We start from the raw sequence: 25221 nt of genomic DNA on the forward strand, positions 1-25221 counted from the left end.
TTGGCATCAAAACCTATGCAAAACGGGCTGGCATCAGGTCCTTCGTCGCTTCGGGACGAGGATCAGATTTCCTCGCCCTTCTTCAAAAGGTCTTCGATTAGTTCGCGTTGAAGATCGGTGCTGTCACCCCCTCCGAATTCGGCCGCGCCACCGGAATAGAGCGTGCCGTAGGTCTTGGTGATGTTCACCGTCTGCGCCAGCCCCGAGATCAGTTGTTCTTTGTCCAGCCGGGACAGCGGGTGAATGAACGCGGCCCACAGGGTGCCGTTGGCGATAGCATAACGCGCGTCCAGGGTACTGTCGAAATTCGCCTGCATCATCCGCCGCATCTCGTCGGCGGTCAATTCCTCGGAACTGCGGATCGGTACCATTGCCCGCATACGATCCGCGTTTGCGTCGGCAATGACCAGAACGGGAACATCCGCGACCGTCATCGAAAACCCCGGACCACTTGGCTCGGCCTCGGGGTCGAGCGCGAAGATGATCTTGCCCAGACGCTCATATGTCATCGGAGGCTCAGCTTCCGGGGCCTCCTGCGCGGCCAGACTTCCGGCCAGAAAAATCAGGGAAAGGGCTAGTCGGATCATGGCGTCGCTCCTGCAGGTTGCCCGCTTACCATAGGCGTCGCGCTGCCCTCTGGCCAAACAAAGCTTGGTGAAGAGTATTCCCAGAAAAGACATCAATTTGAACGATCTGCAAGGTTTGTCGTTGCATCTGGAATGGTCCGTTCAGAACCAGCCCCCTAGCTTTGTTTCAGCGGCTGGCAATCTGCCCGCCCCAAACCTGAATACGGAAGGAAACGCAATGAAATCTCTGGTCCTGACCACCCTGATCGCAACCCTGCCCCTGATCGCCGCCCCGGCCTTTGCGGCGGATGAGATCAACGTCTCGAACGGTATCTCGGCGGGCGGTGCGCCGCTTGCCGCGCATGGCGTCGATCTGGTGGCGCTGGTTACAAGCGGCAACCCGGTTGAAGGCTTAGCCAACCACTCTGCCACCTATGATGGCGCATCCTACTATTTCACGAGCTCCGAGAACCGCGAAGCGTTCGAGGCCAACCCCGCCGCCTATCTGCCCCAGCATGGCGGGTTCTGCTCTTTCGGCGTGTCGGTTGGCAAGAAATTCGACGGCGACCCGGATCAGTACCTGATCGCGGATGGCAAGCTGTACCTGTTCCTGAACGGCGAAACCCGCGCGGCCTTCCTGAAGGATGTCACCGGCACTGCAAAAACTTCAGACGACCAGTGGGCCAACATCAAGAGCATCGCTGTCGGCGAGTTGTAATCGCTTCACCGGGTACCCGCGGCGTCACGGCGTCGCGGGTATTGCTTTTCGATGATCGAAATCGCCGTGGCCAGCGCGTCGTCAATGTTCAGGTCCGAGGTGTCCAGCAACACGGCATCCTCCGCCGGTTTCATCGGCGCGGTACTGCGTTCGGCATCACGCGCATCGCGCTCACGCACGTCGGCCAGAACCTGATCACGCGTGACATCCCCGCCTTTCGCGCTGAGTTCCAGAAACCGCCGTTCCGCCCTAACTTCGGCGCTGGCGGTGACGAATAGCTTTACCTCGGCCGCCGGGCAGATCACGGTGCCGATGTCGCGACCGTCCAGAACGGCCCCTCCTGCCCGTCGGGCAAAGCTGCGTTGAAAATCCACCAGTGCCGCGCGCACCTCGGGGACGACGGCAACCCGGGATGCCGCCTGAGCGATCTCAGCCGTGCGCAGGTCGCCTTGCTCCAATTCCTCCGCCGTCAGGGACTGCGCGGCCTCGACCGCATCAGCTCCGTTCAGCGTACGTCGCCCGACTGCCCGGTAAAGCAGCCCGGTGTCCAGATGGGCAAAGCCAAAATGCGCGGCAACGCCCTTTGAGATCGTGCCCTTGCCCGCCGCAGCCGGGCCATCGATGGCAACCGTAAAGCTCACGTGCGTTCGACCTTTGCGCCCAGTGACGCCATCAGGGGCTCGAAGATCGGGAAAGAGGTCGCAATCGGACCACCGTCATCGACCGAGACCGGGGTTTTCGCGCCCATCCCCATCACCATGAACGACATGGCAATGCGGTGGTCCAGAAAGCTTTCGCAGGTTCCACCACCGGGCACACCGCCGATACCAAGGCCATCGACCGACCACCAATCCTCGCCCTCGTCCACCGTCACGCCGTTTGCGCGCAGCCCGCGCGCCATCGCGTCGATCCGGTCGCTTTCCTTGACGCGCAGCTCTTTCACCCCGCCCATCATCGTGGTGCCGGTGGCATTGGCCGCAACGACGGACAGAACCGGATATTCGTCGATCATCGACGCGGCGCGGTCCGGCGGCACGGTGATCCCCTTCATGTTGGGCGAATACTTCGCGCGCAGATCGGCCACCGGTTCACCGCCCTCTTCGCGCTCGTTCTCATAGGTCAGGTCGGCCCCCATCTCGCGCAGCGTGGTGAACAGACCCGCACGGGTCGGGTTCAGACCGATTCCGGGCACCAGCACATCCGATCCAGGCGTGATCAGCGCCGCACAAACCGGGAAAGCCGCGCTGGACGGGTCGCGCGGAACTGCGATGACCTGCGGCTTCAACTCGGGTTGACCGGTCAGAGTGATGACGCGGCCCTCATCGGTGTCCTCAACTGTGATTTCCGCGCCGAAACCGGCCAGCATCCGTTCGGAATGATCGCGGGTTGCTTCTTTCTCAATGACAACGGTCTTGCCGGGGGCATTCAGACCGGCCAGCAGCACGGCAGATTTAACCTGCGCCGAGGGTACGGGCACCTCGTACCGCACCGGAACCGGGTCCGCCGCGCCGACGATGGTCATCGGCAACCGCCCGCCCTCGCGGCCCACCGCCTGCGCCCCGAATAGAGCAAGCGGATCGGTCACACGCGCCATCGGGCGCTTGTTCAGACTGGCATCGCCAGTAAAGGTCGCCGTGATCGGGCAAGTCGCCATCGCACCCATGATCAACCGCACGCCGGTCCCCGAGTTTCCGCAGTCGATCACTTGATCAGGCTCGGCAAAGCCACCAACGCCGACACCGTGCACCGTCCATTTTCCGCCACCATGATCGGTGACCTCGGCCCCAAAGGCGCGCATGGCCTTGGCGGTGTCCAGCACATCCTCACCTTCCAGCAGGCCCGAAATTCTCGTCTCACCCACCGCCATCGCGCCCAGAATCAGCGACCGGTGCGAGATGGACTTGTCGCCCGGCACCTCTGCCGTGCCGGTCAGCGGGCCGCAAGGATGCGAGGTCATCGGGATGGGCGTGCCGTGTCCGGACATGGGGGCTCCTGTTTTCGCTATCAGTTCAGGGCGGATTAGCGAATTGGGGCCGGTTGGTCCAGCCGCAATCAGCCGGTGCGGCGGAAGGTCAGGTAATGCGGCGTGCGCCCTTCGCGCAGGGCCTTTTGTTCGTAGCGGGTGGAAATCCAGTCATCCCACGGCTCGCGCCAGTCGGCGGGGCGCTCGGCCAGCCATTCGAAGCCAGCCTGCGGAACTTCTTCCAGCGTTTGGCGGACGTAATCGGGGATGTCGGTGGCCACCCGGAAAATCGACCCCGGTTTCAGGACCCGCGCCAGAGGTTCCAGATGTTCCCTCGTCACAAACCGACGGCGGTGGTGACGCTTTTTGGGCCATGGGTCGGGGTAGAGCAGGAAAGCGCGCGAGATGCTGGCATCGGGCAGAACATCGAACAGGTCCCGCGCATCGCCGGGATGTACGGCCAGATTCTCAACCCCCGCGCGGCGGATTTTACCCAACAGCATGGCAACGCCGTTAATGTAAGGCTCGGCCCCGATAATACCGATATCAGGGTTGCTTTCGGCCTGGTGCACCAGATGCTCGCCACCGCCAAAGCCGATTTCAAGCCACACCGGCTTGCCACCGAACAAACCATCCAAATCCAGCGGCAGGCGTTCGGGGTTGCTGTCCCAGTCCACGTCACCGGGCGACAACGCGGCGAGGTCTTCATTCAAATAGGCCCTCTGGCTGGGCTTGAGGGTCTTGCCCTTGAACCGGCCATAGAAGTTTCTGCGCGGGCGTTGTGGTGTCTCGGTGGTCATGCCGGTGCCCATACTGTGACGCTGGGCCTGTGGCAAGGGGTAGGAGGTGGGGGCCAGCCCCCACACCCCCGAGGTGTTTTTCAACAGAAGAAGAGCGCGCCCGTCAGGGCGCACCTTTGGATCACCTCTGTCAAACGGCTTTTTTCAGCGCGTTCGTCAGATCCGTTCGTTCCCAGCTAAAGCCGCCGTCCGCATCCGGTTCTCGGCCAAAATGGCCATAAGCGGCGGTGCGCTGGTAGATAGGCTTGTTCAGTTGCAGATGCTCGCGAATGCCGCGCGGGGTCAGGTCCATCACCTGCCCGACGGCCTTTTCGATGGCCGCATCCGCGACCTGACCGGTGCCATGGGTTTCAGCATAGATCGAAAGCGGCTTCGAGACACCAATCGCATAGCTCAACTGGATGGTGCAGCGTTCCGCCATGCCCGCGGCAACAACATTCTTCGCCAGATAGCGCGCAGCATAGGCCGCCGAGCGGTCCACTTTGGTCGGGTCTTTACCCGAGAACGCACCGCCGCCATGGGGCGCGGCACCGCCATAGGTGTCCACGATGATCTTGCGCCCGGTCAGACCGGCATCGCCATCCGGGCCGCCGATCACGAATTTGCCGGTCGGGTTCACGTGCCATTCGGTTTCCGCCGACAACCACCCGTCGGGCAGAGTCTCAGAGATATAGGGCTCGACAATGGCGCGGATGTCGTCTGATGTCAGCGCCTCATCCAGATGCTGGGTCGACAGAACGATCGAACTGACGCCCACCGGCTTGCCATCGCGATAGATCACCGAAAGCTGAGACTTTGCGTCCGGACCCAAAGCCGGTTCTGTTCCGTTCTTTCGGACCTCGGCCAGACGGCGCAGGATCGCGTGAGAATACTGGATCGGCGCGGGCATCAACGCGGGCGTTTCGGTGGTTGCGTAGCCGAACATGATACCCTGATCACCGGCGCCTTCGTCCTTGTCATCCGACGCATCTACACCCTGCGCGATATGGGCGGATTGCTCGTGCAGCAGGTTCGTCACCTCGACCGTCTGGTGGTGAAACTTGTCCTGCTCGTAGCCGATATCCTTGATGCAGGCGCGCGTGATCTCGTCGATGCGCCCCATGTAGTCGTGCAGCTTTTCCTGATCCGACAGACCGACCTCGCCCCCGATCACGACCCGGTCGGTCGTGGCAAAGGTTTCGCACGCCACGCGTGCTTCGGGCTCCTCGCTCAGAAACGCGTCGAGTACGGCATCGGAAATACGATCACAGACCTTATCCGGGTGGCCCTCGGAAACCGATTCCGAGGTAAAAATGTAGTTCTGTCGGGACATAAATGTGCTCCATTAAGATTTCTCTGCCACGCCAGGAAGCCGTTGTGACAGGCATAGGCCCGGATACGCGCAGAGTGGGGCAGGGTCAATCGGTAAATGCGCTACGCCCGTCGGGTGGTGCGCCAGAGCATCGCAAACAGGGCCAGTAGGACTATGAAAACCGGACTGTCCCCCGTGCGCGAATAAAGTGTCGCGGTCTGCGGCAGAGAGAGCGTGGCATCCACATAGCCCGCCTGCCCCAATGGCAATTGGGCTGTAATCCGCCCCAGCGGGTCGATCATGGCCGAAACCCCGGTATTGGCCGAGCGCATCATCGGCACGCCCTGTTCGATCGCCCGCATCTGCGCCTGTGCCAGATGCTGATACGGGCCCGACCGGGTTCCGAACCAGGCATCATTGGTGATCTGCACCAGAAAATCGGCGCGCTCGGGGGCACCGTTTACGTCCTGCGTGAACACGGCCTCGTAGCAGATCAGGGGCAAGGCCCGACCCAATTCACCTGCGTCAATCAACTCGGGCCCCGGCCCGGCGCTGAACCCGTTCCCGGTGGTCGCGGCTAGGCCGAAAACTCCGAACCGGGCCATCAGGTTGCCTAGCGGCACGTATTCGCCAAAAGGGGCCAGATGGTGCTTGTCGTACACGGCCTGCTGCTGGCCCGTCTGATCCAGATAGACCATTGAGTTATAAATGCGCGGCCCCTCGGCCCGCTGGATACCCAGCATCACCGGCGTGCCCTGCGCGGCTTCTGCAATGGCCTCGAGATATGGCTGGGCGCTTCCCAACCATGCGGGGACAGAAGTCTCGGGCCAGACGATCAGATCGGGTCTGGGCTGGGCAGCGGTGAATTCGATCTGCCGCGCAAAAAACAGCGGGGCATAATCCGGGTGCCATTTCTGGTGCTGCGGCGCGTTGGGCTGCACCAGACGGACGATATGATCACCTTCGACAACTGGCGGGCGGGATGCGGCGTAGACTAAGGCCAGAATCGCAGCGCCCAAAGAAAAAGCGATGGAGCCGATCCTGGCTTTTGCACCTGCGCTTTCGGACAAAACTGCGCCCAAAGGCAGGGTCACACCCAGGGTCAATGCGCCCAAGCCATAGGGCCCCACGAGCGACAGCAGCTGAGCGACCGGCGAGTTCACCCATACCTGCGCCAGCCCGGCCCACGGAAAGCCAGTCAGGACGTAGCCCCGGGCGAACTCGGCCAAGGACAACGTTATCGCCAAAAACGCGGCTTGAAGAACTGGCGGTGCCTTCGGCCTCCGAGCCAGCCAAAAGGCCAAACCCCAAAACAAAGCCAACCCGCCTGCCATAAAAACCAGCGCAAAAGGGGCCATCCACGCGTTCCGCTCAGCATCGACCTGAAACGGTTCGATGATCCAGCTCAGGGCGTGGGCGAAATACCCGGTCGCAAAGAACCACCCGACCCAAGCCGCCCGCGCACGCGTTTCGCTGACTAAGAACAGAGGCGCGATCAGAATCAGGGCCACCAGAGTTGCCGCCCAATACCCGAACGGGGCCAGACCAAACGCGCCGAGCGCGCCCAGCAGCGCCGCCACGACAAGCCTCAGGCCAAAAGGCCGGCCCCGGGCAGGGTTCATGCAGCGATATCCGGCAGCATGACGCGCAACCGCTTGATCCGGCGCGGGTCGGCGTCAATCACTTCAAACTCGGCCCCTTCGGGATGGCAGACAACCTCACCCCGCGCGGGAACGCGACCGGACAACATGAAGACCAGACCGCCCAGCGTGTCGATCTCTTCTTCGTCCACATCTTCGTGGCTGGTCAGAGAGCGCCCGATCTCGGCCTCGAAATCCTCAAGCGGGACACGGGCCTGAACCACGTAGCATCCCGGTTTTTCCTGCACCCAAAGCTGATCTTCATCGGCGTCGTGTTCGTCGGCAATCTCGCCCACGACTTGTTCAATCAGGTCTTCGATGGTCAGCAGACCGTCCACACCACCGTATTCGTCGATCACCAAGGCCATATGCCGACGCTCGGTCTGCATCTTGGTCAGCAGAACGCCAATCGGCATCGAGGGCGGCACGAACAGCAAGGTGCGCAGCATAGGCACCAGGTCGAACTCGGTCGATCCACCATTGAACCCATGTGTCAGAGCAAAATCCTTAAGGTGAACAAAGCCCAGAGGCGTGTCCAGCGTGCCCTCATAAACCGGAACACGCGACAGGCCGCTTTCGCGGAACAGCTGGACCAGTTCATCCTTTGCGACCGTCGACGGCACCGATACGATTTCCGCGGTCGGGATCGCGACATCCTCGACCCGCATGCGGCGCAGGTTGATCATGCCGCGCGGCTGTACGCTTATGGCATCGTGCCCATTGGTCAGCCCGGTCTGGTCGTCGTCCGAGCCCGAGAACGCATCAAAAATTCGGGAAAAGAAACCGCTTTTCTCTTCTATGTCGTCATTGCCGTCCTGTGGTTGCGCGCTGTGCGCCGCCCTAGAACTGCCGTCTGTATCGCCCATTTTCCTGTTCCAATTGATCGGGTGAGATAACCCGCTTCATAACCTATATGGGTCATCAATACCCATTTTGCCAAGTATCTTGACCTCGACCGCCTCCATCAGCGTGGCGTCGGGGTCGCGGATGTGATCATAACCCAACAGATGCAACGTTCCGTGAACGAGCAAATGGGTCACGTGATCGTCCATGTCCTTGCCCGCCTCCGCGGCCTCGCGCGCGCAGGTTTCATAGGCAATCGCGATGTCGCCCAAGGGAATTTCGCCGGTGAAATCCGGTTCCGGTAGCTCTGGCACATGTCCGGCCATTTCCGGAGCCAGGTCCTCGGCAGGCCAACTGAGCACGTTCGTCGCCGTGGCTTTGGCGCGGAAGTCGGCATTCAGGTCTGCGATGCGGGTATCGTCGCAGCCTAAAACGCTGACCTCGCACAGGTCCGGATCCAGCCCGCAATGTTGCAACACGGCGCTGATCGCCTTTTGGCACAGGGGTTCCAACCCCGCCCAGCGTGGGTCGTCGACAGTTAACTCCAAATTCATGACGCCATTCCAAAACCCCAAGTGCGGGCCCGGAAATCAACCTGTTTCGCGGCCCGAGTCGGCCTCATACGCTTCGATGATGGCGGCGACAAGCGGGTGGCGCACCACATCTTTCGAAGTGAAGTAGTTGAAACTGATGTTGGGGATGGTTTTCAGCAACCGCTCAGCATCAGCCAGCCCCGACTGAACACCACGCGGCAGATCGACCTGAGACCGGTCGCCGGTGATCACCATGCGACTGCCCTCGCCCAGGCGGGTCAGGAACATCTTCATCTGCATGGTGGTGGCATTCTGCGCTTCATCCAGCACCACAAAGGCATTGGCCAATGTCCGCCCCCGCATAAAGGCTAGCGGAGCAATTTCGATGCGTTTTTCTTCAATCAGCTTGGCGAGTTGCTTGCCCGGCAGAAAATCATTCAGCGCATCGTAGAGCGGCTGCATGTAAGGATCGACCTTGTCCTTCATGTCGCCCGGCAGATAGCCCAGCTTCTCACCAGCCTCGACCGCCGGACGGCTGAGGATGATCCGGTCCACATGCCCGCCGATGAACATCGAGACCCCAACGGCCACCGCCAGATAAGTTTTGCCGGTCCCAGCCGGGCCGATGCCAAAGGCCAGTTCGTTGTTGAACAGCGACTGCACATAGGCTTTTTGCGCATCCGTGCGGGGCTCAACAAGCTTCTTGCGGGTCTTGATCTCGACCGTGCCGCCCTTGAACATCTCAAGCTGGTCGCCGTCGCGGCTGCCAGTTCCCTTCTCGGAATCACCCATCCGAAGTTCGCGGTCGACATCCGCGGCCTCAACCTCGCGGCCGCCTTCCAGACGGGTGTAAAGGGCCTGCAGAACATCAATCGCCTGTTTCTGGGCGTGTTCTTCCCCCATCACCACCAGTTGATTGCCCCGGCGAATGATCTGAACAGAAAGCTTTTGTTCGATCTCGGCCAGATTGCGGTCGTATTCGCCGCAAAGATCAATCAACAGTCGGTTGTCGGGAAACTCTACAAATGCCTCTTGTTGCGGCATCTCGTCTTGCGGTGGGGTCAGGGCACCGATGGCCAATCCGTTCTCCTGTCTTGGCGTTTCATCTTGAGCGTAGACAACAAAACTTGGTGGGCGCAAGGCACAGTTTTAAAAAATCTGGTGTAGACGACAAATCGGACAACAGGTGCCGGAAACCTTGTCCTTTCCGGGGATTGATCAGAACGTGTAGTTCAGCCCGAAACGCAAGCCCCGATAGTTTGGCGTGGACTTGGTCGAAAAGCCTGATTCGAACTGAATTACCTCGGACTCGAATTGCACGTACTCGTATTCGCCCGTGATCGACCAGTTTTCGTTCAGCCGGTGTTCGGCCCCGATGCTGGCCGAAAATCCGTTGCGGGTGTCGGTATCGCGGAACGCCTGAAAGGTGGGACCCGACCCGAAGCTGTTGGTTGTTTCCACATCCCCGTGCACATAGCCGATGGTCGCGAAGTAAAGGATGCTCTTGCTGCGATTCGTGAAGCCGCTGCGCAACCGAAGCGACAGCACGTCCGAGACCCGAGACCCACCCTGCACTGGGATTCCGCTGACCTGAGTTGACACGTCATCCTCAAGCGATCCGAAATCATACCCGACCTCAACGCCATAAACATAATCGCGCCCGCCAAAAAACGGCAGAATTCCGCGCCAGCCGCCGCGAATGCCGCCGTAGTTCCCTGTCAGGTCCTGTTCGCCAATCGCAAAGGTTCCACCCGGTGTGGTCAGTCCAAAACGATCATCACCACCCAGGCCGTAAGCCCCGCTTACCCCAAGATAAAAGGCGCTCACGTCGCTGCCGATCCGGTTGGGGCTGACCACTTCGGGGTCCTGAATGGTGCCTTTCAGGTCTCCGGCTATGGTGGCGCTTGCAAAGAAAGTCATGACCGAGGCCGCTGGCACCGCGCGCCGGAACTTCGACAAACTGAGTCTTTCCACAATTGTCACTCGCACCCTCCATCGCTTTCACCCCAAGTCGGATCAGCGCAGACTGAAACCCCAAAGGCGTAAAACCACACCCGGAATAAGACTGGCTCCCCTCGGAACATAGTTCCAAAGGATAAATCAAGGGTAAATTTCAGAAACAAACACCAACGATGGTATCTGAAGCGCAGCTAAAGGCGGGATTAAATCAGTTCACCCGCCAAGGAGTTTGCGCCGGATTCGACAATCCGAACCTGTTTCAGGTCACCTGTTGCGATGTCCGGACCAGCAACATGGACCGAGTGCAGATATTCCGATTTTCCAACCATTTGCCCTGGCAAACGACCCGGTTTTTCAAACAGAACCTTGACAGTGCGGCCCACCATCGCGTCCTGAATTTCCCTTTGATGTCGGGTGATCAAAGCCTGCAGACGCTGCAGGCGGTCATCTGCCGCTGCGGGATCAACCTGCGCCCGCTCGGCCGCCGGGGTTCCCGGACGCGTCGAGTATTTGAAGGAGTAGGCATAGCCGTATTTGACCTGCTCGACCAAATCCAGCGTGGCCTGAAAATCTTCTTCGGTTTCCTCGGGAAAGCCGACAATGAAATCGCCCGACATGACAATGTCGGCGCGCGCCGCACGGATGCGTTCAATTAGGCGCAGATAGCTCTCCGCCGTGTGACTGCGGTTCATCCTTTTCAGGATTTTGTCCGAGCCCGACTGAACCGGCAAATGCAGGTAAGGCATCAGCTTTTCGCAAGTCCCGTGCGCCTCGATCAGATCATCGGCCATGTCGTTGGGGTGCGAGGTGGTAAAGCGGATACGTTCCAGCCCGTCCACCTTGTTCAACGCCCAGATCAGACCGGCCAGCGTCATGTCACCGTTCGGCCCTGCCCCGTGATAGGCGTTTACGTTCTGGCCCAGCAGAGTGATCTCGCGCACGCCGCGTTCGACCAGATCCTGTGCCTCGCGGATGATACGATCCGCCGGGCGGCTGACCTCGGCCCCTCGCGTATAGGGCACAACACAGAAGGCACAGAACTTGTCACACCCTTCCTGCACGGTCAGGAACGCGGTCGGGCCGCGCTTGGCCTTGGGCCGGTTCTTCAGCTTCTCGAACTTATCCTCTTCCGGGAAATCGGTATCCAGCGCCTTTTCACCCGAACGGGTCTTGGCCTCCATCTCGGGCAGGCGATGATAGCTTTGCGGCCCCACCACCAGATCGACCAGAGGCTGCCTGCGCATGATCTCTTCACCCTCGGCCTGCGCCACACAGCCCGCAACGCCGATCTTCAGATCGGGCTTTTCGGCTTTCAGACCTTTGAAACGGCCGAGTTCGGAATAGACCTTCTCCGCCGCCTTTTCCCGAATATGACAGGTGTTCAGCAGAATCATGTCCGCATCATCGGCGGATTTGGTTTCCACATAGCCCTGCCCGCCCAGCGCTTCGGCCATCCGCTCGCTGTCATAGACATTCATCTGACAGCCATAGGTCTTGATAAACAGCTTCTTCGGTTCGGACATTGGGCGGGCCTTTGCATTCGCTGGATCGGCGTCATCTATATGCAACGAACGCCGCTTGCAATGGTGGCGCAATTACCCGAATTTGGCGGCAGTTTCCAGCAAGGCGGCACCGATAACAGGCGATGCAATACGAATCCCCCGACCATTTTCTGAACGCAGGCCTTGCCGCACTGGCAAAGGGCCCCGTCGCGCTGATTTTCTCTGAGGATGAGACCGAGGTCGAAGGCACCCTGCGCCACCACCTGAAGCTCGGCTTCAAATCGGTGATCGCGTTTATGCCCGAAGAGTTTGGCCTAGACCCCGCACTTGAAGGCCAGATCCACCGCGTCACCCTGAAATGCGTGCCGCGATCAGTTGTGTTTGAGACGATCAACCGGATCATCGCCTCGGCCCCCGGCCTCTGGATGTATTACTGCTACAACGCCGAATACCTGTTCTTTCCGTTTTGCGAGACCCGCAGTATCGGCGAATTTCTGGCGTTTCATAGCGAGGAGCGGCGGAACGCAATGCTCTGCCATGTGGTCGATCTCTACGCAGACGATCTGGCCACCTTCCCGAACGGCGTGGCCCCCGATCACGCTATGCTGGACAGCACCGGATATTACGCCCACACGCGGCACGATGCCTCGGGCCAGCCGCTGGACCGGCAGCTTGATATGTCTGGCGGTCTGCGCTGGCGGTTTGAAAACCACATTCCGTATGAACGTCGCCGCATCGACAGGATCGCCGTTTTCAAAACGCAAAAGGGCCTTACCCTGCTGCCGGATCACACGTTTAATGAGCCCGAATACAACACTTATTCATGCCCGTGGCATAACAACATGACTGCGGCCATATGCTCATTCCGCGCGGCCAAGGCATTGAAACGAAACGCGGGTTCCACCTTCGACATCCCGACCTTCCGCTGGCGCAACTCGATCCCCTTCGACTGGAACTCGCGTCAGTTGCTGGATTTGGGGCTGATCGAATCCGGCCAGTGGTTCTGATCCGCACTTCATCTGTCCAAAAATATCCCTGGGGGAGTCGCGGCCTGTCGCGACGGGGGCAGCGCCCCCTAATCACCGCCGCAACAAAACCGGAAACCAATCCTCGCGCAGACGCTGGCCCGGCACCATGTCATGCCCCGGAAACGGCGGTGAGGTCCGACCTGGACGCTCAGCATAGCGCGCATCGTCCCCGACCAAACGCAGAGAAAACGCGCGCCGGCGACTGTCAGACTGGTTGCCCCGCGCGCCGTGCAGGGTGCGATAGTTGAACGCCACCGCATCACCAGGCTCCATTTCGAACTCGACAACATTCATGCCTTCCGCATCGGGGTCGGGAACAGGGATGTACTGGCCTTCATCCGGAAAGAACCCCTCCTCGGACACCCAGCGGGTCGGCAGAACCTCTTTCTCCCAGCGATGCGATCCTGCGACACATCGCAGAGTGGCCTGTTTCACCGGGTCCAGCGGGGACCAGAAGCTAATCGTTTGCTGGCCTTCGACGAAGTAATACGGCCCGTCCTGATGCCAGGGCGTGGCCATGGATGTGCCGGGTTCTTTGACCAGAACATGGTCGTGAAACATCTGCACACTCTGCGACTGCATCAGATCCGCGGCAACTTCGGCAGCGGGCGACGCCTCAATCACCTCACGAAACTGGGGGATGCGAGTCCAGTTGCAGTAGTCGTCAAAAAATCGGCCGGTTTCGCCCTGTTTCTTGTTTTCCGAAGCATACGGCCCGGGATCGGCCATATTCGCCGCTACCCCGTCACGCAACTGATCCACGTGATCCGCAAACAGACCTTTAACCAAGACGACACCGTCGGTCTGATAAGTGTCGATCATGTCCGGGGAAACGAGCGGATGTGGCATTGGGCTCTCCTTGAAGTATCCGCCTCAGTTTGCGCCGGATCATACCTTCTGTTCAAATCATATCTCGCAAAGCTATAATTAACTTCATGTTATATATTTCCCTGCGCCAGTATGAATATGTCTGCGCCATCGGGCGGTATGGCAGCCTGTCGGCGGCCTCGCACCATCTGAACGTCTCGCAGCCTGCCTTGTCGACCGCGCTGACGCGGGTCGAATCGCATCTGGGCTATCCGCTGTTTATCCGTCGGCGCGGGGCTGCGATGGCGTTGACCCCGCAAGGCCGCAGGTTCATCGAACGGGCCGAAGACGTTCTGACATCCGCCGCGCGAATCGAGGCATCGGACACGGCCGAACAGGGCTTAACGCAACTGCGGCTCGGCTGCTTCACCGATCTGGCCCCGTTTCATCTGGCCTCGGCCCTTCGGCATCTGCAGGCGTCACTGCCCAATGTGACAACCGCCTACACTGTCGGACCGTTCGAGAGCCTGCTGAGCGACCTGATCAACGGTCAGCTCGACATCGCAATCACCTATGATCTTGGAATGGATGCCGGGTTTTCCCGAACAACCCTGTTCGAGAACCGCGCAGGCGCGATCCTTTCGCCCGACCATGCGCTGGCAAAGCGCAAACAGGTCACTTTGTCGGAACTGGAAGACTACCCCCTGATCCTGTCCAACGAAGGCCTGTCGGCGCAGCATATACTGGCCCTGTTCCGCCTAAACGGGCTGAGCCCCCGCGTGGCCCACAGAGCCGCCTCACTGGAGATTCAACGCAGTCTCGCCGCGCATGGCGAAGGGGTTGGGATCAGCTACGCCAACCCGCCTGGCGACCTCAGCTATGACAACAAACCACTTGTTCGATTGCCGATCAGCAATCCTGATGCGACCGAAGCTATTGTCCTCGCCCGTCACGGCAAAGGGCCAACGGACGCAACGCTTGCCATGGCCGAGCGTGTTTTGATTGTAAACCTGACTGCAGAACGAGCTATTGCGTCCGGCGTAGACGGATGACCACATCCACCGATGCGATCTCGACCCCTTCGGGCGCGTCCGGCAGGCGTTGGATCACCAACTCCTCGGACGGAGCATCGCTCAACCGACCTTCATCTTCCCAGAAGAAATGCGGATGATCGTGGGTGTTGGTGTCAAAATAGCTTTTGGAGCCATCCACCGTGATCTCCTGCAACACACCGGCGTCGCAAAAGGCGCGCAGGGTGTTATAGACCGTGGCCAGCGAAACAGCGTCGCCGTTGGATTTGGCGGAGTCGAACAGGCTTTCTGCGGTCACGTGCCGATGGCGACCGTCACCCACCAAAAGCTCGGCCAAGGCCACCCGCTGACGCGTGGGGCGTAATCCGGCATTGACCAACCAGTCTGTCGCGATGTCCCGGCTCTGAGGTGTCATGGGTCCGATACCTGTTGCTGCTGACCATATATATAGGGGCGGCCAACAGGGAATTTCAAATGAAATTCATTCGCAAAGAATGTCGTATGCACAACATGATGTGGCGCGCTGCTCTTGCAGGCCCTTGCAAACGGGTGCTAGACGAGGCCAGATTAAACGAACGGACCCCTGGCAGGAGAGGCGGCAGAATGGCCCAATTCCCGAGCAGCTTTGACAAGGACGATCTGCTGAAATGCGCGCGCGGCGAATTATTCGGCCCCGGCAACGCGCAGTTACCCGCCCCGCCGATGCTGATGATGGATCGGATCACCCAAGTTTCCGCCGATGGCGGTGCACACGGTAAAGGCCATATTCTGGCCGAGTTCGACATCACCCCGGACCTGTGGTTTTTCGAATGCCACTTCCCCGGCAACCCGATCATGCCCGGCTGTCTGGGCCTTGATGGCCTGTGGCAGTTGACCGGCTTTAACCTGGGCTGGCGCGGCTGGCAGGGGCGCGGCATGGCCGTTGGGGTGGGCGAGGTCAAACTGACCGGCATGGTCCGCCCGGACCGCAAGATGCTGACTTATAAAATCGATTTCAAAAAGGCGATCCAGACACGCCGCCTGACTATGGGTGTGGCAGATGGTATTGTCGAAGCGGACGGTGAATTGATTTACGACGTCAAAGACATGAAAGTCGTCCTGTCTGACGCCTGAGCCAGACCGGCCCGAAACGAAGGAGCACGCATATGCGTCGAGTAGTTGTCACCGGTTTGGGGATCGTCTCCTCCATCGGGAACAATGCCCAAGAGGTTCTGGCCTCGCTCAAAGCCGGTAAGTCCGGCATTGAGGCCAACGAGCAAATGGTCGAACACGGCTTTCGCAGCCAGATCGCCGGAACGCTCAAGATTGACGTCAAAGAGCATGTGGACAAGCGCACCCTGCGCTTCATGGGCCCCGGTGCGGCCTATGCCCATATCGCGATGGATCAGGCGATCGCCGATTCCGGCTTGACCGAGGATCAGGTGGTGAACCCGCGCACCGGTCTGGTCGCGGGCTCGGGCGGGCCGTCGACCAGCGCCATGCTGACCGCGCATCAGACCGTTCTGAAAAGCGGTGCGACCAAGCGGATCGGGCCGTTTGCGGTGCCGAAATGCATGTGCTCGACGATTTCCGCCAACCTCGCGACTGCCTTCAAGATCAAGGGCATCAACTATTCGATCACCTCGGCCTGCTCGACCTCGCTGCACTGCATCGGCAACGCGGCGGAACAGATCATGCTGGGCAAACAGGACGTGATGTTCGCAGGTGGTGGAGAGGAACTGGACTGGACGCTCTCGTGCCTCTTCGACGCGATGGGCGCGATGTCGTCGAAATACAATGACACGCCCGACAAAGCGTCGCGCGCATTTGATGAAAACCGCGATGGGTTCGTGATCTCCGGCGGCGGCGGTATCGTTGTGCTGGAAGACCTCGACCACGCCTTGGCGCGCGGGGCCAAGATCTACGCCGAGGTCACCGGCTATGCCGCCACCTCGGACGGTCACGACATGGTGGCCCCGTCCGGCGAAGGCGGCGAACGCGCTATGCGTTTGGCCCTATCCACCCTGCCCGAAGGCCGCAAGGTCGGCTATATCAACGCCCACGGCACCTCGACCCCGGTTGGCGATGTGGGTGAGGTTGAAGCCGTCCGCCGCATCTTTGGCGAAGGCAACGTGCCTCCGATCTCGTCGACCAAGTCGATGACGGGCCACGCGCAGGGTGCAGCAGGCGCGCTTGAGGCGATCTTCTGTCTGCTCATGCTGGACAATGATTTCGTTACACCGTCGATCAATGTCGACACACTTGCCGAAGGCATCCTGCCCGGTGAAATTGCCACTCAGGTGGTTGAAAATGCAGGCCTGGACAGCGTGATGACCAACAGCTTCGGCTTTGGTGGCACCAACGGATCCATGATCCTGTCCAAATATAACGGGTGAACACGATGTCGGAAGTTATGAAGGGTAAGCGCGGCCTCATCATGGGCGTGGCCAACGACCGCTCGATTGCCTGGGGTATTGCCAAAGCCATGCACGAGGCGGGCGCGGAACTGGCCTTTACCTATCAGGGTGAGGCGTTTGGCAAGCGGCTGGAACCGCTGGCACAAAGCCTGGGCAGCGATTTCATGGTGGATGCGGATGTCACCGACGACGCCTCGCTGGATCGTGCGTTTGGGGAATTGGCTGAACGCTGGCCCACCATCGACTTTGTCGTACACGCGATTGCGTATTCGGATAAGTCCGAACTGACAGGCCGGTTTCTGAACACCACCCGCGCGAATTTCAAGCATTCGCTGGATGTCTCGGCCTATTCCTTCATCGAGGTGGCGCGCCGTGCCTATCCGATGATGAAGGACAATGGCGGCACGCTGCTGACGCTGACCTATGCGGGCTCGAACCGGGTTGTCCCCAACTACAACGTCATGGGCGTGGCCAAGGCGGCGCTGGAATCGGCGACCCGCTATCTGGCCAACGATCTGGGCCCAGACGGCATCCGCGTCAACGCGATCTCGCCCGGACCGATGAAGACGCTGGCCGGTGCGGCCATCGGCGGCGCGCGCCGAACCTACAAGTTCTGCGATCAGAACGCGCCGATGCGCTCGAACGCGACGCTCGAGGCCGTGGGCGGCACCGCCGTGTATCTGGCCTCGGATGCCGGAGCCTTTACGTCGGGCGAAATCATTCGCGTCGATGGCGGCTTCCATGTGCTGGGAATGCCACAGCCCGATTTCATGTGACCCCATCTTTCCCTGCCGCCGCCCAGATTTAACCATCTTTCGGCGGCAGGAATACGGGCATGAGCAAGCTAGACCAAATCATGGCCAACAGCCCCCGCGCGCCGCAAGCCCGGCGTAAACAGGGTTTCCTCAGCCACCGCGCGCGCATCCTTTTGCTGACGCTGACATCGCTGCTGCTGGTGTTTGTGTTCTACACGCAGCCGCAGGTGCGGGCCGCAATCGATACTTTACTGGGGTAAGGCGCGGGCCGTCTGCGACGACCCGGCAGATCCTCAGTTGATCGAGACCACTTCGATATCGAAAATCAAATCCTGCCCGGCCAAAGGATGGTTGGCGTCCAGCATTACTGTTGCGTCGTTCACCTCGACCACCATGACCGGCAACGTCTGACCGTCCGGAGTCTGCATCTGCAGCTGCGTACCGGGCTCGAGCGGGATGTCATCCGGGATGCCTTCGCGGGGAATCTCCTGCCGCATTCCCGGATTGATCGGACCATAAGCGTCGACACAGGCGATCTCGACCCGTTTCTTGTCGCCCGCCGCCAGACCGGGCATCGCGCTGTCGAGGCCGGGGATGATCTGGCCCGAGCCCACCACAAACTCCAGCGGGTCTCGCCCGTTGGAACTGTCAAAGACCTGCCCGTCCAACAGCGTGCCGGTGTAGTGGATGCGAACGGTGTCGCCCTGTTTGATTTCGCTCATGCTGGCCTCCGGCCTCAAAAAGAAATGAACGGCCAACCCTAAGGGGTGCCACCATTATGTAAACCCTCGGCCTTTTCATGCGCCTGTTTCTTGTGCAAACCTGCGCGCGAAAATGGGGAGACTGTAGATGGCCATCAAAACATGTGTATTCGACGCCTATGGAACGCTTTTCGACGTTGCCGCCGCCGCACGGCAGGCGGCGACCGAGCCCGGGTTCGAAGCCCTGCGGGACAAATGGCCCGAGGTCGCAGGCCATTGGCGTCTGAAACAGTTGCAATACACCTGGCTGCGCGCGGTGGCCGATGCGCATGACGATTTCTGGGACGTGACGCAGGACGGGCTGGATTGGGCGCTTGAGGCGGCAGGCCTGCAAGGCGACGCGGCCCTGCGCCAGCGATTGCTGGACCTCTACTGGGAACTGCAGGCCTACCCCGAGGTCCCCGCCATGCTGAAAGCCCTGAAAGACGGCGGGCTGCAGACGGCCATCCTGTCGAACGGGTCGCCCCCGATGCTGGACGGCGCGGTGCAATCGGCAGGCATTGGCGATGTGCTGGACGATGTTCTATCGGTTGAAAGCGTCGGCGTCTTCAAGCCGCATGCGCGTGTCTACGATCTGGTGCAGGGCAGATTCGGCGGCACAAGGGACGAGGTTCTTTTCGTCAGTTCCAACGGCTGGGACGCCGCCGGCGCCAGCGGGTATGGGTTTGTCACCACGTGGGTCAATCGGGCGGGCGAACCGATGGACCGGCTGCCCTGGACCCCCGCGCATGTCCTGTCGGACCTGACCACCATTCCCCAACTGGCAGGGCTGTAATGTCAGAGTTCACGACCTCGGACGGCATACGCCTTTACTTTGAGGCCGCCGGAGACGGACCGCCGATCCTCTGTCTTGCCGGGCTGACGCGAAATAGCCGGGATTTCGATTTCGTCGCGCCACACCTGACCGACGTGACGCTGATCCGGATGGATTACCGGGGGCGCGGGTTATCGGACTACGATCCCGACTATATGAACTACAACATCCTGCGGGAATCTCAGGACGCGGTCGAGTTGCTGGACCACCTAGGTCTTGACCGCGTGACCATTCTGGGAACCTCACGCGGAGGGCTCATCGCTATGGCGCTGGCCGCCAGCCACCCAGACCGGCTGGTAGGCGTCATTCTGAACGATGTGGGGCCTGTGATCGAACCTGCTGGCATCGCCAAGATCATGGAATATGTCGGCATCCAACCGACAGCCAAATCTTATTACGAGGCCGCACAGACCCTGAAAAAAGTGATGGAACCTCAATTCCCCGGCGTGCCTTTGGCGGTGTGGCGCACGTTTGCGGAGCACCAAAACAAAACCGATCAGGATGGCCTTCGCCTGCGGTATGACACCGCCCTGCGCACAGCATTGATCGAGCAGGCCGCCACTCAGGAAACGCCGGATTTGTGGCCGCTCTTCGACGCTTTGCAGGACATTCCGACCGGTGTGATCAGGGGGGCAAATTCTGACATCCTGAGCAAGGAAACGCTGACCCAGATGCAATCCCGCCACCCCGGCCTTATATCAGCCGAGGTGCCGGATCGTGGACATGTCCCGTTTCTGGACGAACCGCAGTCCCTGAACGTCATTCACAAGGTCCTGAACGCGACATGAGCAGCATTGAAATGATCGAGGCCGCCGCCGACCGGCTGCGGGGACATGTCAGGGAAACGCCCCTGCTGTCCTCTCCGTTTCTGGACAAGATTGCGGGCCGCCGGATTCTGGTCAAACCGGAATGCCTGCAGCACACGGGCAGTTTCAAGTTCCGCGGCGCATGGTCGGCCATTTCCGCCCTGAGCGATGCGAACCGTCAGCGCGGCGTCATCGCCTATTCCTCGGGCAACCACGCGCAGGGCGTGGCGCTGGCGGCGGCGAAACACGGCATCCCGTCGGTCATCGTCATGCCCTCGGACGCGCCTGCGCTTAAGATCGACAACACCAAGGCTTTGGGCGGCGAGGTGGTGCTGTACGACCGGGCCTCGGAAAGCCGTGAGGAGATTGGTGAGACGCTGGCAGCCAAGCGCGGCCTGACCCTGATCCGCCCCTATGATGAGCCGCAGGTGATCGCCGGACAGGGCACCACCGGGCTGGAAATCGCCCGTCAGGCATCGGAACTGGGCGTGAGCGAGGCCGACGTTCTGGTCTGTTGCGGTGGCGGCGGTCTAACCTCGGGCATCGCATTGGCGCTGGAAAAACACGCCCCCGACCTGCGCCCCCGCCCCTGCGAGCCTGACGGGTTCGACGACGTCAAACGCTCACTCGCTTCGGGCCATATCGAAAACAACAATGCGACCTCGGGCAATATCTGCGACGCTATCCTGACGCCGCAGCCGGGGAACATCACCTTTCCGATCCTGAAACGACTGTGCGGTTCGGGGCTGTCGGTTTCGGAAGAAGAAGCCCTGCGGGCGATGGCGCTGGCCTTTCTGCGCCTCAAGATCGTGCTAGAGCCGGGCGGCGCAGTGGCGCTGGCCTCGGCTCTGTTCCGCAAGAATGACATTTCGGGGGATACGGTGATCGCAGTCGCTTCGGGCGGCAATACAGACCCTGAAATCTTTGCCAAAGCGTTGGAATTCCTGACCTGACAGTCTGGAAGTACCTGTGCAATTTTCCGACGCATCAACAAGGACTTAAGTCATGAGATTCGCCGACCTCGGCAACGTGCAGCTACACTACCGAATCGACGGGACCCCAGACGGTGCCCCGGTTGTGTTCGCCAATTCTCTGGGTACCGATCTGCGGCTTTGGGATGCGGTCCTGCCACACCTGCCCACCGGTCTGCGCATCATCCGCTACGACAAACGCGGCCACGGCCTGTCATCGGCCCCGCCAGCGCCCTATTCCATGGGCACGCTGGTCAAGGATGCCGAGGCGCTGCTGAATTATCTTGGGGTACGCGACTGTGTTTTTGTCGGGCTGTCCATCGGCGGCCTGATCGCGCAAGGCCTGGCCGTCAAACGTATGGACCAGATCCGCGCCTTGGTGCTGTCGAACACCGCCGCCAAGATCGGCACCCCGCCGATCTGGCAACAGCGCATGAATGCGGTGCGCGAAGGCGGGATCGAAGCGCTGGCCGATGCCACGATGGAGCGCTGGTTCTCGCGCGATTTCCGCGCCAACCCCGACTATCTGCTGTGGCGCAACATGATGGTGCGCCAGCCGGTCGAAGGCTACTTGGGTTGCTGCGCGGCGATCTCGGGAACTGATTTCTACACCCCGACCAGCGGCCTGCGCCTGCCGACATTGGGAATTGCGGGCAGCGAGGATGGCTCGACCCCGCCTGATCTGGTACGAGAGACCATCGACCTGATCCCCGGTTCCAGATTCGAACTGATGCGTCGGGCGGGCCACCTGCCCTGCGTCGAAAAACCTGCCGAATACGCGGCGCTGCTGCAGCGCTTTCTTGTTGATATCGGACACATCTGAAGGAGCATCACGATGGCGGATTTCCTTTTGATCCACGGTTCTTGCCACGGGGCCTGGTGCTGGCGTGATCTGACTCCGGCGCTGCAAGCTCTGGGTCATACGGCGCGTGCCATTGACCTACCCAGCCACGGTGCGGACCCGACACCGATCCCTGAGGTCACGCTGGACAGTTGCCGCGATGCGATACTGGCCGCATCCACAAAAGATACGGTCATTGTCGGCCATTCCTGGGGCGGCTACCCGATCAGCGCCGCTGCCGAGGCACAGCCCAAAGCCATGCGCGGGCTGATCTACCTGAGCGCCTATGTCCCACACGATGGTCTGTCGATGGCCGACATGCGCAGGCGTGGGCCCCGGCAAACCATCGTGGACGCGGTCGAGAAATCCTCGGACGGGCTGTCCTATACCGTCCGGCCCGATTGCGTGCAGGCGCTGTTCTATCACGACTGCGCCCCCGAAATCTTACCTTTCGCCTTTGCCCGCTTGTGCCCGCAGGCGATCCGTCCGCAGGAAACACCTCTGCCCCTGACCAAGCGGTTCGGCCGCGTGCCAAAGGCTTATATCCAAACCACGGATGACCGGACCGTGCCGCCCGAATACCAGCAGGAGATGAGCAAGGACATCCCGGCAAGGCTACGCTACAGCATCGACAGTTCGCACTCGGCCTTCTTTTCGCATCCACAACGGCTGGCGGAGATTCTGACCGAGGTCGAAACTGCGCTGTGACCAGACGTCACTCGCTGCCCGCCTCAGGAAATCTTTGCCAAAACCGCCGTGATCGCTAGGGTCGGCGCATCGGTTCAATCCAGCGGTTTCCATGCGTCTGCCTTTCGCCTTTGTTCTTTGTACGGTCATGATCGACGCGATGGGCATCGGCCTGGTGATGCCGATCATGCCGCAGCTTATTGTCGAGGTTCAGGGCGGCACGCTGGCCAGCGCCGCCATCTGGGGCGGTGTCCTTAGCACCGCCTTTGCTGCCATGCAGTTTGTCTTTGGCCCCGTATTGGGCAACCTGTCCGACGCCTATGGCCGCCGCGCCGTTTTGCTGGTTTCGCTCTGTGTCATGGCGCTGGATTACGTGGTCATGGCACTCGCTGGCAGCATCTGGCTGTTGCTGATCGGACGGATCGTCGGGGGCATTACGGCGGCCACGCACTCAACTGCTGCCGCATTCATGGCGGATGTGTCAAAGCCCGAGGACAAGGCCGCGAATTTCGGCCTGTTGGGGGCCGCGTTTGGCATCGGTTTCGTCCTTGGCCCGGTCATTGGCGGCCTGCTCAGCGAATACGGAACCCGCGCCCCGTTCTGGGCTGCGGCCGCCCTGTCCGCCCTGACCTTCGCCGCCGGTCTGCTGGTCATGCCCGAAACCGTCACCGACAAAACCCGGCGTACGTTCAGCTTGCGGCGCGCCAACCCGGTCAACTCCCTGCGCGCGGTGGCCGCCCTGCCCGGCATCCGACCGCTGCTGGGGGTCTATTTCCTGTATTCCGTCTCGATCTACGTCTACCCGGCAATCTGGTCCTATTTCACGACCGAGCGCTTCGGCTGGTCGCCGCAGATGATCGGGCTGTCGCTGGGGGTCTACGGCATCGGCATGGCCGCTGTTCAGGGTGGCCTGATCCGTCCCGCCACTCGCTATCTGGGCGAACGGGTCACGATCATCTACGGCATGGTGTTCGAGGTCATCAGCTTTGCTCTGCTCGCCTTCCTGACCAACGGAACAATCGCCCTGCTCCTGATCCCCATCACCGCGCTTGGGGCGGTGATCACGCCCGCGCTGCAGGCGATGATGTCACGTGCGACCCCGGATTCTCAGCAAGGCGAGTTGCAGGGCGTTCTGACCGCGCTTCATGCGCTATCCATGGTTATCTCACCGCTTGTGATGACCAGCGTGTTTGCGTGGTTCATCCGCCCAGACACGGCGCTCTACCTGCCGGGTGCGCCGTTCCTGCTGGCTTTGGTCCTGATGCTGGCGGGTTTCGCACTGTTTCTGCGATCCCGGCCTGTCGTGGCGTAACAACGACATATGAATGGCGTTTTCCACCTTGCGAGGCGGCACTTCCCGCGCCACCGTGGGCCAAACGGGAGTTAAGACCAACATGCAAAGAATAAAAGCCGCAGTGTGCCGCGCCTTCGCCGAGCCGCTGGTTATCGAAGAGGTCCAACTGGCCGACCCCGGCACCGGAGAGGTCGAGGTGACGCTGGACGCCGTGGCCATCTGCCATTCGGATATCTCATACGCCGATGGCGCATGGGGCGGGTTTTTGCCCGCCGTCTACGGCCACGAAGCCGCCGGTGTCATTAGTGCCGTTGGCGACGCCTCCGGTGATTTCAAAGTAGGCGACGCGGTTGTGGTCACCCTGATCCGCGCCTGCGGCTCGTGTCCGTCTTGCGCGGGCGGTCAACCGACGATCTGCGAAACGCCCTATGACGCGACCAACGGGCCCCTGCGCACCGGGGACGGGGAACCGTTGGAACAGTCCATGGCCTGCGGGGCTTTTGCAGAGAAAGTCGTGGTCAGCCATCGCCAGATCGTCAAAATCCCAGACACGATGCCAAAGGATGTCGCCAGCCTGCTGTCCTGTGGCGTGATCACCGGGGTCGGGGCTGCCGTGAACGCAGCGAACCTTCGGCCCGGTCAGGACGTGGTTGTCATCGGCGCAGGCGGTGTCGGGCTGAACGCGATTCAAGGCGCGCGCATCGCGGGTGCGCGCCGGATTGTCGCCGTGGACATGACCGAAGAAAAGCTGGAGATCGCCAAAGAGTTCGGCGCGACCCACGGTGTGCTCGCCGACCAGAAAGAGCCATGGAAGGCCGCCTACAAAGCCCTCGGCGGACGCGGCGCAGACGCCGTTCTGATCACCGTCGGCGCGATTCCGGCCTACGATCAAGCCCCACGCTATCTTGGGCGCGGTGGCAAGGCCGTGATGATCGGAATGCCCCACTCGGGGGCCGAGGCCTCTTATGAACCGGTGGTCCTGGCGTTTATGGGGCAAGGCCTTGTCGGATCGAAAATGGGCGATGTGGTCATTCAGCGCGATATTCCGTGGATGATCGACCTGTATGAACAGGGGCGGCTGAAGCTGGACGAGTTGATCTCGGGCCGCTGGTCTCTGGATCAGATCAACGAGGCGATTGCGGACACCAAGACCGGATCGGCCAAACGCAACGTCATCGTTTTCGACAAGCGCTAAACCGCTTGGCAGGAGGGCAT

28 protein-coding genes and 1 riboswitch are annotated in these 25221 nt (G+C 60.8%); of the genes, 14 read left to right on the forward strand and 14 right to left on the reverse strand.

All coding sequences use genetic code 11. The features are described 5' to 3' along the window. Positions 1-62: 62 nt before the first annotated feature. Positions 63-587 carry a hypothetical protein gene (locus tag ACR0JN_RS07385; RefSeq protein WP_480884949.1) on the reverse strand — a complete coding sequence of 175 codons (525 nt, stop codon included), beginning with the start codon at positions 585-587 and terminating at the stop codon, positions 63-65. Positions 588-804: 217 nt separating this feature from the next. Here ACR0JN_RS07385 and ACR0JN_RS07390 point away from each other — a divergent pair, with 217 nt between their 5' ends. After that, the gene (locus ACR0JN_RS07390; RefSeq protein ID WP_480884950.1) at positions 805-1284 is read left to right on the forward strand and encodes a YHS domain-containing (seleno)protein; all 480 of its coding nucleotides are present in this window, start codon (positions 805-807) and stop codon (positions 1282-1284) included. 5 nt (positions 1285-1289) lie between these two features. On the opposite strand, the gene ACR0JN_RS07395 is transcribed toward ACR0JN_RS07390, so the two are convergent. The 10 genes from ACR0JN_RS07395 to miaB all read right to left on the reverse strand — a co-directional run bounded on the left by ACR0JN_RS07395 (position 1290) and on the right by miaB (position 11836). Then, entirely contained in the window at positions 1290-1925 is a 636-nt protein-coding gene (locus ACR0JN_RS07395; protein WP_480884951.1) for a (d)CMP kinase, read from the reverse strand. Next, positions 1922-3268, reverse strand: coding sequence for a 3-phosphoshikimate 1-carboxyvinyltransferase (aroA, locus tag ACR0JN_RS07400; protein ID WP_480884952.1), 1347 nt, complete (start codon positions 3266-3268; stop codon positions 1922-1924). The genes ACR0JN_RS07395 and aroA overlap by 4 nt, the downstream gene beginning before the upstream one ends. A gap of 68 nt (positions 3269-3336) precedes the next feature. Then, positions 3337-4047 (reverse strand): tRNA (guanosine(46)-N7)-methyltransferase TrmB, encoded by a 711-nt coding sequence (trmB, locus tag ACR0JN_RS07405; RefSeq protein WP_480884953.1) that lies wholly within the window; start codon positions 4045-4047, stop codon positions 3337-3339. 130 nt (positions 4048-4177) lie between these two features. Further along, positions 4178-5359: a methionine adenosyltransferase gene (metK, locus tag ACR0JN_RS07410; RefSeq protein WP_480884954.1), complete on the reverse strand. Its 1182-nt coding sequence runs from the start codon at positions 5357-5359 to the stop codon at positions 4178-4180. A gap of 5 nt (positions 5360-5364) precedes the next feature. Next, positions 5365-5413, reverse strand: a riboswitch (SAM-SAH riboswitch). A 47-nt stretch (positions 5414-5460) separates the two neighbouring features. After that, a complete protein-coding gene (gene lnt, locus ACR0JN_RS07415; protein ID WP_480884955.1) occupies positions 5461-6960 on the reverse strand; it encodes an apolipoprotein N-acyltransferase in 1500 nt (499 codons plus the stop codon). Beyond that, positions 6957-7844 (reverse strand): hemolysin family protein, encoded by an 888-nt coding sequence (locus tag ACR0JN_RS07420; RefSeq protein ID WP_480817141.1) that lies wholly within the window; start codon positions 7842-7844, stop codon positions 6957-6959. The genes lnt and ACR0JN_RS07420 overlap by 4 nt, the downstream gene beginning before the upstream one ends. 36 nt (positions 7845-7880) lie before the next feature. Continuing rightward, positions 7881-8375 carry an rRNA maturation RNase YbeY gene (gene ybeY, locus ACR0JN_RS07425; protein ID WP_480884956.1) on the reverse strand — a complete coding sequence of 165 codons (495 nt, stop codon included), beginning with the start codon at positions 8373-8375 and terminating at the stop codon, positions 7881-7883. A 36-nt stretch (positions 8376-8411) separates the two neighbouring features. Continuing rightward, positions 8412-9434, reverse strand: a complete 1023-nt coding sequence (locus tag ACR0JN_RS07430) for a PhoH family protein (RefSeq protein WP_480817139.1) — start codon at positions 9432-9434, stop codon at positions 8412-8414. Positions 9435-9572: 138 nt separating this feature from the next. Beyond that, on the reverse strand, positions 9573-10337 hold the full coding sequence (locus ACR0JN_RS07435; RefSeq protein ID WP_480884957.1) for an outer membrane protein: 765 nt from the start codon (positions 10335-10337) through the stop codon (positions 9573-9575). 179 nt (positions 10338-10516) lie between these two features. Beyond that, a complete protein-coding gene (miaB, locus tag ACR0JN_RS07440; RefSeq protein WP_480884958.1) occupies positions 10517-11836 on the reverse strand; it encodes a tRNA (N6-isopentenyl adenosine(37)-C2)-methylthiotransferase MiaB in 1320 nt (439 codons plus the stop codon). A gap of 122 nt (positions 11837-11958) precedes the next feature. On the opposite strand from miaB, the gene ACR0JN_RS07445 reads away from it, so the two are divergent. Further along, positions 11959-12822: a hypothetical protein gene (locus ACR0JN_RS07445; RefSeq protein WP_480884959.1), complete on the forward strand. Its 864-nt coding sequence runs from the start codon at positions 11959-11961 to the stop codon at positions 12820-12822. Between the two features lie 72 nt (positions 12823-12894). On the opposite strand, the gene ACR0JN_RS07450 is transcribed toward ACR0JN_RS07445, so the two are convergent. Next, complete coding sequence (locus ACR0JN_RS07450; protein WP_480884960.1) at positions 12895-13692, reverse strand: phytanoyl-CoA dioxygenase family protein; 798 nt, start codon at positions 13690-13692, stop codon at positions 12895-12897. Positions 13693-13778: 86 nt separating this feature from the next. On the opposite strand from ACR0JN_RS07450, the gene ACR0JN_RS07455 reads away from it, so the two are divergent. Beyond that, positions 13779-14702 (forward strand): LysR family transcriptional regulator, encoded by a 924-nt coding sequence (locus tag ACR0JN_RS07455; protein ID WP_480817134.1) that lies wholly within the window; start codon positions 13779-13781, stop codon positions 14700-14702. Here ACR0JN_RS07455 and irrA read toward each other — a convergent pair. After that, positions 14677-15096, reverse strand: coding sequence for an iron response transcriptional regulator IrrA (gene irrA, locus ACR0JN_RS07460; RefSeq protein WP_480817133.1), 420 nt, complete (start codon positions 15094-15096; stop codon positions 14677-14679). The two genes, ACR0JN_RS07455 and irrA, sit on opposite strands and share 26 nt — an antisense overlap. Positions 15097-15284: 188 nt before the next feature. Between irrA and fabA the strand changes: the two genes are divergently transcribed. Genes fabA through ACR0JN_RS07480 form a run of 4 tightly spaced genes read left to right on the forward strand, consistent with a single transcriptional unit; the run spans position 15285 to position 18092 of the window. Continuing rightward, the gene (gene fabA / locus ACR0JN_RS07465) at positions 15285-15794 is read left to right on the forward strand and encodes a bifunctional 3-hydroxydecanoyl-ACP dehydratase/trans-2-decenoyl-ACP isomerase (RefSeq protein WP_480817132.1); all 510 of its coding nucleotides are present in this window, start codon (positions 15285-15287) and stop codon (positions 15792-15794) included. Positions 15795-15826: 32 nt separating this feature from the next. Continuing rightward, on the forward strand, positions 15827-17056 hold the full coding sequence (fabB, locus tag ACR0JN_RS07470) for a beta-ketoacyl-ACP synthase I (RefSeq protein ID WP_480817131.1): 1230 nt from the start codon (positions 15827-15829) through the stop codon (positions 17054-17056). Between the two features lie 5 nt (positions 17057-17061). Next, a complete protein-coding gene (locus tag ACR0JN_RS07475) occupies positions 17062-17853 on the forward strand; it encodes an enoyl-ACP reductase FabI (RefSeq protein ID WP_480817130.1) in 792 nt (263 codons plus the stop codon). A 59-nt stretch (positions 17854-17912) separates the two neighbouring features. Beyond that, positions 17913-18092, forward strand: a complete 180-nt coding sequence (locus ACR0JN_RS07480; RefSeq protein WP_480817129.1) for a hypothetical protein — start codon at positions 17913-17915, stop codon at positions 18090-18092. Between the two features lie 33 nt (positions 18093-18125). Here the strand turns inward: ACR0JN_RS07480 and ACR0JN_RS07485 are convergent, their stop codons facing one another. After that, complete coding sequence (locus ACR0JN_RS07485) at positions 18126-18554, reverse strand: FKBP-type peptidyl-prolyl cis-trans isomerase (protein WP_480884961.1); 429 nt, start codon at positions 18552-18554, stop codon at positions 18126-18128. A gap of 127 nt (positions 18555-18681) precedes the next feature. Between ACR0JN_RS07485 and ACR0JN_RS07490 the strand changes: the two genes are divergently transcribed. The 7 genes from ACR0JN_RS07490 (at position 18682) to ACR0JN_RS07520 (ending at position 25201) form a co-directional block, all read left to right on the forward strand. After that, positions 18682-19368: a haloacid dehalogenase type II gene (locus ACR0JN_RS07490; protein WP_480884962.1), complete on the forward strand. Its 687-nt coding sequence runs from the start codon at positions 18682-18684 to the stop codon at positions 19366-19368. Then, entirely contained in the window at positions 19368-20195 is an 828-nt protein-coding gene (locus ACR0JN_RS07495) for an alpha/beta fold hydrolase (RefSeq protein ID WP_480884963.1), read from the forward strand. The genes ACR0JN_RS07490 and ACR0JN_RS07495 overlap by 1 nt, the downstream gene beginning before the upstream one ends. After that, positions 20192-21166: a threonine ammonia-lyase gene (locus ACR0JN_RS07500; protein WP_480884964.1), complete on the forward strand. Its 975-nt coding sequence runs from the start codon at positions 20192-20194 to the stop codon at positions 21164-21166. Before ACR0JN_RS07495 ends, ACR0JN_RS07500 begins: the two co-directional genes overlap by 4 nt. Before the next feature lie 52 nt (positions 21167-21218). Beyond that, on the forward strand, positions 21219-22007 hold the full coding sequence (pcaD, locus tag ACR0JN_RS07505) for a 3-oxoadipate enol-lactonase (RefSeq protein WP_480884965.1): 789 nt from the start codon (positions 21219-21221) through the stop codon (positions 22005-22007). A 12-nt stretch (positions 22008-22019) separates the two neighbouring features. After that, entirely contained in the window at positions 22020-22733 is a 714-nt protein-coding gene (locus ACR0JN_RS07510; protein WP_480884966.1) for an alpha/beta fold hydrolase, read from the forward strand. 91 nt (positions 22734-22824) lie between these two features. Beyond that, a complete protein-coding gene (locus tag ACR0JN_RS07515) occupies positions 22825-24024 on the forward strand; it encodes a TCR/Tet family MFS transporter (protein ID WP_480884967.1) in 1200 nt (399 codons plus the stop codon). 82 nt (positions 24025-24106) lie between these two features. Further along, positions 24107-25201 carry a Zn-dependent alcohol dehydrogenase gene (locus tag ACR0JN_RS07520; protein ID WP_480884968.1) on the forward strand — a complete coding sequence of 365 codons (1095 nt, stop codon included), beginning with the start codon at positions 24107-24109 and terminating at the stop codon, positions 25199-25201. Positions 25202-25221: the final 20 nt, after the last annotated feature.

It is taken from the genome of Ruegeria sp. G12 (genome assembly GCF_056533565.1).